This is a genomic window from Candidatus Delongbacteria bacterium (assembly GCA_041675285.1).
Taxonomy (GTDB): Bacteria; CAIWAD01; CAIWAD01; order CAIWAD01; family CAIWAD01; genus CAIWAD01.
Genome location: JBAYTZ010000001.1, coordinates 308,556 through 321,430 on the forward strand (window position 1 = coordinate 308,556; position 12,875 = coordinate 321,430).

Consider the following 12,875-nt stretch of genomic DNA (forward strand, 5'->3'; position numbering starts at 1 on the left):
ACCATGCGCGCACTGATTGGCTTGACGGCGCTGCTGGGCGGCGCTTTGGCGGCGGGTCCCGCGCTGGCGGTGAGCCGCGTGGGCACCACGGCCGCGGCTTTCCTGGGCATCGGCGTGGGCGGACGGTCCCTGGGCATGGGCGGCACGGGCACGGCGTCCGTCAACGACGCCTCCTGCCTGTATTGGAACCCCGCCGCGGCGGTGAACCTCCAGGGCAACGAGGCCCTGTTGGTGAAGACCAATTGGCTGGTGGACACGGACCTGCATTACCTGGGCATCGTCTCGCCCTTGAGCGAGAACCTGGTGGTGGGCCTCTCGGCCACCTACCTGGACTACGGGGACGAGGAAGTGACCACCCTGGCCGAGCAGGACGGCACGGGCGAGTTCTACGAGGCCAGCGACCTGGCGCTGGGCGTCAGCCTGGCGCTGCGCATGACTGACCGCTTCAGCTTCGGCGCCACGGCCAAACTGGTGCAGACCAAGATCTGGCACAGCAGCGCCTCCAGCGTGGCCTTCGACGTGGGCACCCTCTATCGGACGGGGTTCCGCGACATGCTGCTGGGCATGAGCATCCAGCACGCCGGCCTGAACATGGAGATGGCGGGCACCGACCTTTTGCTGGGACACGACATGGACGAGACGGAGAACGGCGACAACCCTGCCGTGCCCGTCAACCTGGACGTCTACCGATGGCCCCTGCCCATCACCTTCCGCATCGGCGCGGAATTGCCTGTCTACGAAAGCCCGGAACACTCCCTCGTGCTGGCGGCGGACGCCGTCCACGGCGTGGACCGGGCCTCCGAATCCGTGTCCCTGGGCACGGAGTACAGCTTCCGCGAGCGCTTCCAGCTCCGCGGTGGTTATCGCGACCTGTTTCTGCATGATCGGGAGGGCGGTCTTGCCTTGGGAGCCGGATTCACCTATCCTTTGGGGGCAGGCAGTCGCCTGCAGGTGGACGCTTCCTGGGAGGACTACGGCCGGCTGGATTCCGTCCTGCGCTACAGCCTGGCCTTCCGCTGGTAATCCTTGAACGTTCCAATTCTGAGGAGAGAGTGACATGAAGAGACTAGCCAACACCCTGGGTCTGCTGCTGCTGGCCGGCTGGGCCTGCGCCCAGAACCCGGTGACCTTCCAGATCCACATGGACATCCAGCAGGAGCTGGGCAACTTCAACCCCGACACCGACCAGGTGGTGGTGCGCGGAACCTTCAACGGCTGGGGCGGCGCCAATCCCACCCTGGTCAATGCGGGCGACATGCTCTACACCGGCACCTACGACATGCCCGATGAGCTGTTGGGCACGCTGGTGGAGTTCAAGTACGTGACCCTGCCCGCCGGCGGCGCGGACAACTGGGAGAGCGTGGACAACCGCTCCTTCACCCTGGTCGCGGGCGCCACGACGCTGGAGCCCGTCTACTTCAACAACCAGGACTCGGCCGGAGAGTTGACCAACGTGGAAGTCCTGTTCCAGGTCAACATGCAGGTAATGACGGCCAACGGCACCTTCGACCCGCTGACGGATTGGATCGTGCTGCGCGGCGGCCACGCCAACCTGGGCAACTGGGGCGGCGCCGTGGTCATGAGCGAGGAGGGCGGCAACCCGGGCCACTACTACCTCAACATCCAGTTCGACAACGTCGAGGTGGACTCCAACCTGGAGTTCAAGTACGTCATCCTGGAAGACCAGAACGAAGCCTCCGCCCGCTGGGAGAGCGTGGCCAACCGGCTGATCCCCATCACCACCGGCCTGCCTGACAACGACAGCGACGGCTACGGCGAGATCGTGCTGGGCGAGGCCTGGTTCGACGACGTGACCTGGAACGACATCATCGCCCAGGACGTGACCGTGCACTTCGGCGTGGACCTCTGGCCCGTCCAGGCCTGGTTCGTGGAACATCCGGGGGAGACCAACCAGGGCCTGAGCTCCTATGGCGAGATCACCTACACGTCCATCTGCGGCCCCTGGAACAACTGGCCCTGGGACCTGGTCCCGCCGGCCTACCAGCTGGTGAACACCACGGGCACGCTCTTCGAGGGCGACGTGCTCTTCACCCAGTTCAGCTCCCGCCGGATCACCTACAAGTACGGCGCCAACGGCCACGACAACGAGGCCGGTTTCCAGGCCGACCACGTGGTGGTCATCGACGACACCAATCCCACCTACGACGTGCTCAACACCTTCGGCGAGCTGGGCGACTGGTGGACCCTGACCGACGTGGATCCGGCCCTGAGCCGTCCCGCGGCCCTCGAGCTGCGCGAAGCCTATCCGAACCCCTTCAACCCGGTCACCACCCTGCGCTTCGTCAACCGTGAGGCGGCGGACCTGCGCCTGAGCGTGATCAACCTGGCCGGCCAGGAAGTGGCCGTCCTGAGCCAGGGCCTGCACGCCGCCGGCGAGCACCAGGTGAGCTTCGACGCCTCCGCGCTGGCCAGCGGCCTCTACCTGGCCCGGCTGGAAGGCCAGGGCGTCAGCGCCACCCAGAAGCTGCTGCTGGTCAAGTAAGCGGCGGCCTCCCTTCGTGAGACAAAGCGCCCCGGCATTCGTCGGGGCGTTTTCTTGTGGGGGAAGCGGAGGTGGCGCACTCAGGCCGAGGGCTCGAGCTCGTCCAGCAGGGTCTGCACGCAGTGGCGCAGTTCGACCATCTGGTGGCGCGTGGCCCGCTGGCCGCGTTGGGCGATCCCATGCAGGAGCAGCAGGAGCAGGCCGGCGCCGGGCAGCGCCCAAAGGATGGTGGGCCGGCCGCCCAGCAGCCAGACGGAGCTGCCCCAGAGCAGGGCCAGCCCCGCGCAGAGCACGGTGAAGGCGTAGAGGGCCAGGAAGAGAGTCCAGGCGCCGGGCGCCGGTCCGAACTGGCCGCTGATCCGCAGCCGCCCCGCGGCCTCTTCTCGCAGCTGGAGTTCCAGCACGGGTGACCAGAGGCGGCGCCTGTCCTTGGGCAGGCTGAGCCAGATGTGGTCGCTCAGTACGGCGCCGGCGAAGGGACAGTCCGGCCGGCCCAGTCGTTCCCGGGCCGCGTGCACGAGCGTGGCCCGGGCCACCGCGTGTTCCGTCTCGAAGCGGGGCCGCAGGCCCGGGGTCTAGGGCGTGTCCGGTGCGACGGTCATGAGCTTCCTCCCGATTCCGGTGTCCCCTTCACGGTAGGAATCGCGGGGGGGAGTCGCCCGCCCGAGCGGCGGGTGCCAGGAATTTGACAGCCCCGCCCGCGGGGTGCTCGTGGAGAAGGGGCTTCGAAATCCCCCGCCGACAGGCTACCTTGGAGCCCTGAACACAACTTTGGAGTCATCCATGCATGCCAAGAGCATTGAACTGTTGAACCGGGCCGTGGCCGACGAACTGGCCGCCGTCCACCAGTACATGTTTTTCCATTTCCACTGCGACGACCAGGGCTTCGAGCTGCTCTCCAGCCTCTATCGGCGCATCGCCATCGAAGAGATGATGCACGTGGAGCGGCTGGCCGAGCGGATCCTGTTCCTGAAGGGCGAGGTCCTGATGAAAGCCGGCCACGAGGTCCAGCCCGTCACGGACGTGCGCGAGATGCTGGCCATGGCTGCGCGCATGGAGCAGGAGAGCGCGCGCGACTACAACCTCTGGGCCAACGAGTCCGGCGCCAACGCCGACTCCGCCACCAAGAAGATCTTCGAGGGTCTGGTGGAGGACGAGGAGCGCCACCTGGAGCAATTCGACCTGGAGACCCAGAACCTGAGCCGCTTCGGCGACCGCTATCTGGCGCTGCAGTCCATCGAGCGCGCCAAGAAGAGTTCCATGGGTCCCGCTGCCTGAACCGGACAGGCCCGGCTCCGGCCGGGCCTTCGTTCTCCCTATGGACGCCGCCTCCTTCTGGCCCCCCAGTCTGCCCCCGCCCCGCGCGCTGGAAGTGCGGCCGGGCGCCGCGCTCCACCCAGGCCAGGCCTTTCACCTCCACTTCACTCCGTCGGAAGCCGCGCAGGAGCTGGACCCGGAGGCCCGGGCCCGGCTGCTGGCCCATGCCCGGCGGCGCGCTCTGACACCGTCGGATGCGCGGGAGCGGATCCCGCTGGACCTGAGTCTGCGCCCGGACCTGGAGCCGGAAGGCTTCGAACTGGAGCTGCGGGCGGAGGCCTCGACGCTGGCCGCCGGCGGCGAGGCGGGCCTGCACGCGGGCCTGGAGACCCTGGCCCGGCTGCGGACTTGTGACACGGCGCTGCCCGCCCTGCGGGTGGCGGACTCCCCGCTTCAGGCCTGGCGCGGCGTGATGCTGGACTGCGCGCGCCATGCCTGGCCTGCGCCACGCCTGCACGCCCTGCTGGAGGAAGTGGCCGCCGGGCGCGGCAACCGCCTGCACCTGCACCAGACCGACGACCAGGGCTGGAGCCTGCCCCTGCCTGGCCGGCCCGAGCTCGCGGCCCTCTCCCCGCAACTGAGCGTGGACGAACTGCGCGCCCTGGTGGCCCACGGCCGCGAGCTGGGCGTGGAGATCCTGCCCGAGGTGGACCTGCCCGGGCACTGCGGCGCCCTGCTGGAGGCCCGGCCCGACCTGGCCTGCCCCGGTCGGGGCGGTCCGCGACCCCGCGCCTGGGGCTGCCACGAGGCCCTGCTCTGCCTGGGGAATCCCGCCTTGCCGGAGTTCATGGGCGAGCTGCTGGACGAACTGGCCGCGCTCTTTCCCTTCGGCGTCGTCCATCTGGGCGGCGACGAGGTGCCCGCCCGGGCCTGGGCGGGCTGCCCGCGCTGCCGCGAACAGGCGCGCCGGGCCGGCCTGCCGGGCGTGGAGGCCCTGCCGGGCTGGTGGCTGCGCCAGCTGGAACCGCTCCTGCGCGAGCGCGGCCTGCGCGGCGCCTTCTGGGACGAGGCCCTCGACGGCCCGCCACCCCCCGGCTCCCTGCTCTTCGCCTGGCGCGGCGCCGCCGCCGTGGAACGCTGCTTGGCGGCGGGCTTCGCCACCGTGGCCTGCCCCCAGCACCCGTGCTATCTGGATCATTACCCGGGTTCGGGGAGCGAGCAGCCGCGGGCCATCGGCGGCTGGAATTCCTGGCAGGACCTGCGGGCCTTCGATCCTGCCGGTGGAGCCTCGGCCGCCGGGCTGCTGGGCGCCCAGGGCAACCTCTGGAGCGAGTACGTGGCGGATGAGGACCTGCTGATGGAACGCCTGCAGCCGCGCCTGGCCGCGCTGCTGGAGACGCTTTGGGCCGGGCCGCGGGGTGCTGCGGACTTTGCTGGCCGTTTGCCCGCCCTGCTGCGCGATCAGCAGGCCCGGGGCTGGCGGCCCCGGCTGGATCCGCCCCACGTGTCCGGCGCCCCGCTGGCCCTGAGCGGCGAGTCCCTCGACCTGCGCATCACCCGTTGCCTGCCGGAGACCGAGTTGGAGGCGCGCTGGGACGACGGCGACTGGGAGCCGCTGGCGGAGGGGACGCTACGAATGGCTCCCATGGCCGGGCGGCGCCGGCTGGCCCTGCGCCAGCGCCTGGGAGTGCTCGGCAGCCGGCCGCTGGAGCTGGAGCTGAACTGGGTCGAACCTTGGCCCGCGCGGATTCCGGCCGCGTCGGAATCCATCGTCACGGCCCGCTGGCTGCTGGCCGCCGAGCCCGACTGGCGCCTGGTGGCGCCGGATTCCCAGGCGGAGTTCACGCTGGAGACGCTGGACTGGCCGCGGGCCGCCGTGGAGGAGCGCTGGGCCGAGCCGCTGTCGCCCCCGCCGCCGCCCGCCGAACCCTGGGTCTCCGGGCCCGCCACGCCTACCCTGCCGCCGCTGGCACCCTGGGGTCCCGTGCGCGGCTTGCAGCGCCGCACGACGATCACGGTCCCCCACAGCGGCATCTGGCGCTTCCGGCTGGAGAGCTACAGCCTGGCGCGGCTCTGGCTGGACGGCCACCTGCTGCTGGACCACGATGGATTCCAACCGGCGGCGTGGCTCGAAGGCTGGGCGCCCCTGGCAGCGGGCGCGCACGAGCTGCGGCTGGACTGGCTGGACCTACGCGGCGGGAGCTGCCGGCTCGAGTCCGGCGCGGCTCCGCCACTCCCTGCCTGAGCGTTTCTCTCGAATCGTCCTTAACCCTGGACCGCGTCCCGGGCCGCTTGCTCCGAGAGCCGGCCGGCCGCCCGCAGGCTCTCCACCTGCAGCATGGGCTCGTCGGCCTCGAGTTCCACCCGGCCCTCCAGGTGGAAGGGACCCGGATCGCGGCAGAGCAGCGCGTGGCGCTCCCAGACGGCGGGGAAGAGCACGGCCTCGAAGGTGCCGCTGGCGTCCTCCAGCGAGAGGAAAGCCATCCGGGCCTGGTCGGTGCGCGTGCGGATCACTTTGCGCGCGAACACCCAGCCCAGCAGGCCCACCCGCTCCCCCACGTGGGCACCGAGTTCCGCCGCCCGCACACAGCGCTCAGGCAGCGCGCCGAAATCGAACAGCTCCAGCGGATGGCGGCAGAGCCCGAAGCCCAGCGCCTCGCGCTCCCGCGACCAGGTCTCGATCCAGCTCCAGCGGCCCTGGCCGGCAGGCACGCGGTCCTCTGTGGCGAACAGGCCGGGCTCGTCGCGCCGGATGTCAGGGGCCAGCTGCAGGTGCCAGAGCAGGGCCGGGCGCCGCTCGCGGGGATCGCCCGAGCCCGCCAGGGCGTCCAGCGCCCCGCTGTGGATCAGGGATTCCAGCTCGCCGCGGCCCGCCCCGCTGCGCCGGCGGAAATCCGCGAAGCCGCGGAAGGGCGCGCGCCCGCGCTCCCGCAGGATGCGCCGCCGGGTCGCGCGTTCCAGCCCCTTCACCTGCTGCAGGCCCACCCGCAGGCGGCCGGACCCGCCACTGTAGCGGTCGGCGCCGTGGACCACGCAGGGTCCGTCCACGCTCAGGCCCAGCCGCCGGGCCTCCTGCACGTAGGCCGCGCTGGAGAAGAAGCCGCCCTGGTTGGTGAGCACGGCGGCCATGAATTCCGCCGGCCGGTGGGCCTTGTACCAGGCCAGCCGGTAGCTGAGGACGGCGAAACTGGCGCTGTGGGCCTTGCAGAAGGCGTAACCCGCGAAGGAGGCCACCTGGCGCCAGATCTCGCGGGCCACGGCCTCGGGCACCCCGCGTCCGGCGCAGCCGCCCAGGAAGCGTTCTTCGAAACTGACCAGGGCCAGCTTGTCCAGCCCCTTGCCGCTCATGGCGCGCCGCAGCAGGTCGCCCTCGGCCAGGCTCATGCCGGCCAGGCCGCTCACCACGTGCATCACGTCCTCCTGGTAGACCATCACGCCGTAGGTGTCCTCCAACAGGTCCTGGAGCAGCGGGTGCGGGTACTCCACGGGCCAGGGGGCGCCGGGGGGCAGCGCGGCCACCGCGCGGTGCCGCTCCACGAAGGCCTGCATCATCCCGGACTCGGAGACGCCCGGGCGGATGATCGAACTGGCGGCCACCAGATCCTCGAAGCAGCCGCAGCGCAGCTTGCGCAGCAGCGACTGCATGCCCGGCGACTCGATGTAGAAGCAGCCCATGCTGCGCCCGTCGCGCACCAGGGCGGCGGTGGGCGGATCCAGCTCCAGTTCGTAGGGCGTGCGCGGCGGCGGCGGCAGGCCGGCGGCCGCGCCCTCCCGCGTCAGGTCGCTGTAGACGCCCAGCCCGCGCTGGGCCAGCAGGTCGATCTTGAGCAGGCCCAGCTCCTCCACGGGGTGCATGTCCAGCTGGGTGACGGTCACGCCGCGCCCGGCGCGCTGCAGGGGCAGCCAGGTGGTGATGGGTTCGGGCGTGATCAGCACGCCGCCCACGTGGATGCCCAGGTGGCGAGGCAGGCCCACCAGCCGCCGCACCCAGGGCAGCAGGCCGCGCAGAGGTTCCTGCTCGGGCTTCAGGCCGTGGCGCTCGGGATGCTCCAGCACCTCGCGCTCCCAGTCGCCCGGGGAGCGCGGAAAGTGCCGGGTCAGCTCCTCCAGCTCCCGGCCGCCCAGCCCTTCCACCTTGGCCAGTTCGCGCAGCGCGCCCCGCGGACCCAGGGTCACGGTGGTGCAGAGCAGCGCCGCGTGCCGGGCTCCGAAGCGCTCCAGCACGAAGCGCAGCACCTGGTCGCGGTCGGCCCAGGAAAAGTCCAGGTCGATGTCCGGCGGCGTGGAGCGCCAGGGATTGAGGAAGCGCTCGAAGGAGAGCCGGTGGCGGATGGGATCCACCTCGGTGAAGCCCAGGCAGTAGGAGACCAGCGAGTTGGCCGCGCTGCCGCGCCCGATCATCGGCAGCCCCTGCTCCTGCACGAAGCGGACGATCTCGCGCACCACCAGGAAGTAGCCGGCGAAACCCAGCCGGCCGATCACCTCCAGCTCGCGCTCCAGGCGCTCCCGGGCGCGGGCCGGATCCGTCTGGCCCACGCTGCCCGGCCGGCCGTCCGGTCCGCGGCGGCGCCAGGGTCCGGGGGCCGGGTAGCGGCGCGGCAGGGCCTCCAGGCAGTGGGCGCGCAGCCGCTCCAGGTCGTCGCCGGGTTCGTCCAGGCGCGGCAGGTGCAGGCGGCCGGTCTCCACGCCCGGCGAGCAGCGCTCCCAGAGCGCCTCCAGCCGCCGCAGGGCCGCGGGCAGGCGGGCGAAGGGCCGCTGGAATTCGCCCCAGGTGGGCAGCGCGCCCCGGGGGTTCCAGCGCCCGCTGGCCAGGATGCGCTCCCGGCTGGTGTTCTCGTGCAGGGCGCGGACGCGCTGCTGCAGGGGGGCGTCGGCCTCGTCCAGGTAGTCGCAGACGCCGTGGGCCAGCACGGGCAGCTCCAGTTCCCGGGCCCGGCGCCAGAGCCGGTTGGCCGCCCCGCGGTCGGCGGCGGGGTCCAGGGCCACGCTGAGCCGGTCGCCCTCCGGGCGGAAGGAGTCTCCGGCCTCCGGCACGAGCAGAGCAAGCGCCGGTTCCGGCAGCACCAGCTGGCAGTGCCGCAGTTCGCGGCAGGCCGCCAGCAGCGCCCCGCGCCACTCGTCCTCCCCGACGGGCGGGGGGGCCTCGGCGCTCGCCGGGTCTTCGTCCACGCTGCCCTCGTCCGCGGGACCGAGCTCGTCCGCGGGGGTGGGAAGCGCCAGCGGGATGTCCCGCCCAGCCCAGCCCAGGGGCGGCCGCGTCTCCCAGCCCGGCCCCAGCTGATCCAGCGTGGTCAGGCGGCAGAGCTCGGCCAGGCCCGCGGCGCCCTCGGCCAGCACCAGGGCGCCCCCCAGCCGCGGGAAGCCGGCCCCGAGTACGGGGCGCAGGGGGATGCCCTCCTCGGCCAGCCGCGTGCTGGCGCGCTGGAGTTCCACCATCCCGTAGAGTCCGCGCCGGTCACAGAGGCTGAGCGCCGGCCAGCCCCGGGCCGCCGCCGTCCGGGCCAGTTCCTCCACGGACGCGCAGCCCTGGCCGAAGCTGAAGTGGCTGTGCGCCTCGAGCACGGCATCACCAGCCGGGCACGAAGAGGCGGTGGATCCAGTGCCCTAGGGTGAAGAGGGCCTCCCGGCCCAGTCCGAGGGTCGTCAGCCAGAGGGGGCGGGCCCGCCGCAGGGCGGGCGCGTTCAGGGTCCAGGCCAGGGTCGTCATCGTCGGCTCCATCGCTTATGATTCGTGTCACGCTGCGTCCAAGGGTCCGGCGTCCGCCTGCCGGGGTCCCAGCCGCACCACCTGGGCCCCCCAGCGCCGCCGCAGCTGGCCCAGCGCCTGGTCCAGCCGCCGCTCCCGGTTCTCGGCCCGTCCGTTCTCCTGGAAGAGCGGCAGCTGGGCGGACTCGGCCTCCAGCTCCAGTTCCAGTTCCAGTTCGCGCACGCGCAGGCGGCGCGCGGCCAGGGCCTGCCCGAGCAACTCGCGCCCCACGCGCCGCAGGGACTGGCGCCGGCTCTCCCCGTCCCGGACCCGCAGCCGCCGCCCGCCCAGGCTGCGCTGGCCGTCGTTCCAGACCAGCCGCAGCAGCAGGCGCCGGGGCTGGCCGGCCGCTTCCCGCGTGCGGCCGAGCAACTCTTCGAGCAATTCCAGCAGCACGTCGCCCAGCCGGGCCGGATCGGCGCTGTCCGCGGCCAGCCGGCGCCGGGCCCGCAGGCGCTCGGGCGCGGCGACCCCGGCGGCCGGATCCAGCTCCTCGAGCAGGGCGCGCAGCCGCCCGCCGGCCTCGCCGTGCAGGCGCTCCAGCTGCTCGGCAGGCAGGGCGCGCGCCTCCCCCACGAAGCGGATGCCCCCCCGGGCCAGCGCGGCCAGCAGGCTTAGGGAGAGGTCCGGCAGCCCGGCCAGGGGCAGATCGTCCAGGATGCGCCGCTCCTGGGCCCCGTCCACGGCGTGCAGCTCGCCCGGGCCGGCGCGCCGGGCCAGCAGTTGCGCGGCCAGGGGCGAGGACCCCAGCCCCGCGGCGGCCAGCACGCCTTCGCGGACCTGCAGGGTTTCCAGCAGCCGGCGCCCCAGCGCGCGCTCGTCCGGGTGCAGCAGGCCGCTGCCGCGCAGGTCCAGCAGGAAGAGCCCGTTGCGCGGCGAGCGCACCTGGGGAACCAGCTCTTCCAGTCGGAGCCGGATCCCCGCCAGCAGGGCCTCCACGCGTTCCGGCCGGCCCTCCAGCACCAGCAGTTCCGGCTGCCGGCGCAGCCAGGCGGCCAGCGGCGCCCCGGGCTGGAGGCCGCCGCGGCCCAGGGCGGGGGAGAGCCCCAGCACCTGGGCGCGGGATTCCCGGCTGGTGGCCACCACGAAGGCGCGTTCCCGCAGGGCGGGATTCAGGCGGATTTCCACCTGGGCGAGCAGGTGGGGAATGCGCAGTGCCAGGGTTCGTGCGACCATCATGCTGTCCTTTTGTTCACATCATAGTGAACAGATGCACAGCAGGCAAGAACAATCCGCTGCGCGGGCACCATCGGCGCCCGCTGCGATCAGTGGCGATCCCCGACCACCTGTTGATTGTTTCACATAAAAACCCCACACTCAGGTAGCAGAACAGCCGACGCTGGGTTGCGGAGAGGAGGAGGCATGAGCGAGGAAAGAGCCCCGCGCGGCGGAGGCGGAATCCGGGCCCGCTGGGTGGCCCTGGCCCTGCTGGGCGGCCTGGCCCTGGGAGTGGGGGCCTTCACCTTCCACTACGCCGAGGGCCTGTCCTACTTCAGCACGGATCCGGCGGCCTGCATGAACTGCCACATCATGCGGCCCCAGTACGACTCGTGGCTGAAGGGCAGCCACCATCAGGCGGCGGGCTGCGTGGACTGCCACCTGCCCGTGGCCTTCGTGCCCAAGTACCTGGCCAAGGCCTCCAACGGCTGGCACCACTCCAAGGGCTTCACCCTGGAGAACTTCCACGAACCCATCCTCATCAAACCCGGCAACAGCGCCATCCTGCAGGAGAACTGCCTGCGCTGCCACGGCGAGCTGGTCCACCCGCTGCTGGCCGGCGCGCGCACGGACCGGGACGCGGTGAGCTGCGTGCACTGTCACGCGGCGGTGGGACACGGCGAGAGCGCGGGCCTGGGCGGCCCGGAGCGCGGAGAACAAGCGGAAAGGACGCAGCATGAGTGACGCGAATTCCTTCACCCGGCGCCCGGTCTTCTGGGGCCTGCTCCTGGGGACGGCGCTCGCCGCGGCGGGCGCCACGGCCCTGCTGGTGACCATCGTCGAGCGCAAGGGCGAGGCGGCCGCGCCGCTCACCCGCGTGGTGGAGGTCACGGAGGACACCACGGATCCGGCGGTCTGGGGCAAGAACTGGCCGCGCCAGTACGACGCCTACCAACGCACGGCCGTCACCACCCGCACGCGCTTCGGCGGCCACGGCGGCAGCGAGGCCCTGCCCGACGAGAAGATCGAGCGCGACCCCTGGCTCAAGCGCATGTTCCTGGGCTACGCGTTCTCCATCGACTACCGCGACCGGCGCGGCCACGCCTACATGCTGGCGGATCAGGAGGCCACCCAGCGCCTGAGCAAGCCCCAGTCGGGCTCCTGCATCCACTGCCACGCCTCGGTGATGCCCCTCTACCGCGAACTGGGCGGCGGCGACGCGATGAAGGGCTTCGCGGAATCCTACAAACTCAGCTACCAGGAGATGAGCCAGAAGCTCCACGACGGCGGCCACGCCCATCCGGTGAGCTGCGTGGACTGCCACGACCCGGCGACGATGGCGCTGCGTGTGACACGGCCGGGCTTCATCCTGGGCATCCAGGCCCTGGCGGCCTCGGACTCTCCCGTGCCCATGCTGCCCTCGGTGGAGCGCTGGCGCCAGGGACCCAAGAGCGCGCCCTACGATCCCAACACCGACGGCACGCGCCAGGAGATGCGCTCCTTCGTCTGCGGGCAGTGTCACGTGGAGTACTACTGCTCGACGAAGATGCCGCTGGAGTTCCCCTGGTCCAAGGGACTGAAAGTCGAGGACCTCGAGACGCACTGGAACGGCACCACCTTCCCCGACGGCGCTCGCTTCTTCGACTACAACCACAAGGAGTCCGGCGCGCAGATCCTCAAGGCCCAGCACCCGGAGTTCGAGCTCTGGAGCCAGGGCGTCCACGCGCGCAGCGGCGTCTCCTGCGCCGACTGCCACATGCCCTACATGCGCGAGGGCGCCACCAAGGTCAGCGACCACTGGGTGCGCAGCCCGCTCCTGAACATCAACCGCGCCTGCCAGACCTGCCACCACTTCCCGGAGGAGGAGCTGAAGGCGCGCGTCGACCTGATCCAGGACCGCAACCAGAAGCTGCTCCAGCAGAGCGGCGCGGCGTTGATGGACCTGCTGGACGCCGTCCAGGCCGCCAAGGCCGCGGGCGTGGACAGCCTGGCCCTGAATCCGGCCCGCGAGCTGCAGCGGGCGGCCCAGTGGCGGCTGGACTACATCGCGGCGGAAAACTCCATGGGCTTCCACGCCCCGCAGGAAGCGGCGCGCATCCTGGGCGAATCCATCGACCTGGCGCGCCAGGGACAGATCGCGGCGCTGAAGGCGACGAAGAAGTAGCGCCTTGCTTGGCTTGAACCCGAGGCTCGGGAGTCGACTCTGCGGAG

At 71.8% G+C, this 12,875-nt stretch carries 10 protein-coding genes; 6 read left to right on the forward strand and 4 right to left on the reverse strand.

All coding sequences use genetic code 11. The annotated features are described in order from the left end of the window. Positions 1-3 precede the first annotated feature (3 nt). Both WC326_01075 and WC326_01080 read left to right on the forward strand, forming a co-directional pair. Positions 4-1,023: a PorV/PorQ family protein gene (locus WC326_01075; protein MFA7329641.1), complete on the forward strand. Its 1,020-nt coding sequence runs from the start codon at positions 4-6 to the stop codon at positions 1,021-1,023. A gap of 34 nt (positions 1,024-1,057) precedes the next feature. After that, positions 1,058-2,503, forward strand: coding sequence for a carbohydrate-binding module family 20 domain-containing protein (locus WC326_01080; protein ID MFA7329642.1), 1,446 nt, complete (start codon positions 1,058-1,060; stop codon positions 2,501-2,503). Between the two features lie 80 nt (positions 2,504-2,583). Here WC326_01080 and WC326_01085 read toward each other — a convergent pair whose 3' ends face one another. After that, positions 2,584-3,039 (reverse strand): hypothetical protein, encoded by a 456-nt coding sequence (locus WC326_01085; GenBank protein MFA7329643.1) that lies wholly within the window; start codon positions 3,037-3,039, stop codon positions 2,584-2,586. 247 nt (positions 3,040-3,286) lie between these two features. Here WC326_01085 and WC326_01090 point away from each other — a divergent pair, with 247 nt between their 5' ends. Continuing rightward, positions 3,287-3,781 carry a ferritin-like domain-containing protein gene (locus WC326_01090; protein MFA7329644.1) on the forward strand — a complete coding sequence of 165 codons (495 nt, stop codon included), beginning with the start codon at positions 3,287-3,289 and terminating at the stop codon, positions 3,779-3,781. A 40-nt stretch (positions 3,782-3,821) separates the two neighbouring features. Beyond that, positions 3,822-6,005 (forward strand): family 20 glycosylhydrolase, encoded by a 2,184-nt coding sequence (locus WC326_01095; GenBank protein ID MFA7329645.1) that lies wholly within the window; start codon positions 3,822-3,824, stop codon positions 6,003-6,005. Positions 6,006-6,025: 20 nt separating this feature from the next. Here the strand turns inward: WC326_01095 and dnaE are convergent, their stop codons facing one another. The 3 genes from dnaE to WC326_01110 are packed head-to-tail and all read right to left on the reverse strand — an operon-like array spanning position 6,026 to position 10,682. After that, positions 6,026-9,322: a DNA polymerase III subunit alpha gene (dnaE, locus tag WC326_01100; GenBank protein MFA7329646.1), complete on the reverse strand. Its 3,297-nt coding sequence runs from the start codon at positions 9,320-9,322 to the stop codon at positions 6,026-6,028. A 4-nt stretch (positions 9,323-9,326) separates the two neighbouring features. Beyond that, on the reverse strand, positions 9,327-9,467 hold the full coding sequence (locus WC326_01105) for a hypothetical protein (protein ID MFA7329647.1): 141 nt from the start codon (positions 9,465-9,467) through the stop codon (positions 9,327-9,329). A gap of 27 nt (positions 9,468-9,494) precedes the next feature. Next, entirely contained in the window at positions 9,495-10,682 is a 1,188-nt protein-coding gene (locus tag WC326_01110; GenBank protein ID MFA7329648.1) for a hypothetical protein, read from the reverse strand. 186 nt (positions 10,683-10,868) lie between these two features. Between WC326_01110 and nrfH the strand changes: the two genes are divergently transcribed. After that, on the forward strand, positions 10,869-11,408 hold the full coding sequence (nrfH, locus tag WC326_01115; protein MFA7329649.1) for a cytochrome c nitrite reductase small subunit: 540 nt from the start codon (positions 10,869-10,871) through the stop codon (positions 11,406-11,408). Continuing rightward, positions 11,401-12,828 carry an ammonia-forming cytochrome c nitrite reductase subunit c552 gene (locus tag WC326_01120; protein MFA7329650.1) on the forward strand — a complete coding sequence of 476 codons (1,428 nt, stop codon included), beginning with the start codon at positions 11,401-11,403 and terminating at the stop codon, positions 12,826-12,828. Before nrfH ends, WC326_01120 begins: the two co-directional genes overlap by 8 nt. Positions 12,829-12,875: the final 47 nt, after the last annotated feature.

What these genes read in the sequence shown, in the direction of transcription:
- WC326_01105 (MFA7329647.1), bottom strand. Translation starts at nt 9,467, where the DNA reads ATGACGACCCTGGCCTGGACCCTGAACGCGCCCGCCCTGCGGCGGGCC.
- WC326_01110 (MFA7329648.1), bottom strand. Translation starts at nt 10,682, where the DNA reads ATGGTCGCACGAACCCTGGCACTGCGCATTCCCCACCTGCTCGCCCAG.
- WC326_01090 (MFA7329644.1), top strand. Translation starts at nt 3,287, where the DNA reads ATGCATGCCAAGAGCATTGAACTGTTGAACCGGGCCGTGGCCGACGAA.
- WC326_01075 (MFA7329641.1), top strand. Translation starts at nt 4, where the DNA reads ATGCGCGCACTGATTGGCTTGACGGCGCTGCTGGGCGGCGCTTTGGCG.
- WC326_01080 (MFA7329642.1), top strand. Translation starts at nt 1,058, where the DNA reads ATGAAGAGACTAGCCAACACCCTGGGTCTGCTGCTGCTGGCCGGCTGG.
- nrfH (MFA7329649.1), top strand. Translation starts at nt 10,869, where the DNA reads ATGAGCGAGGAAAGAGCCCCGCGCGGCGGAGGCGGAATCCGGGCCCGC.
- WC326_01095 (MFA7329645.1), top strand. Translation starts at nt 3,822, where the DNA reads ATGGACGCCGCCTCCTTCTGGCCCCCCAGTCTGCCCCCGCCCCGCGCG.
- WC326_01120 (MFA7329650.1), top strand. Translation starts at nt 11,401, where the DNA reads ATGAGTGACGCGAATTCCTTCACCCGGCGCCCGGTCTTCTGGGGCCTG.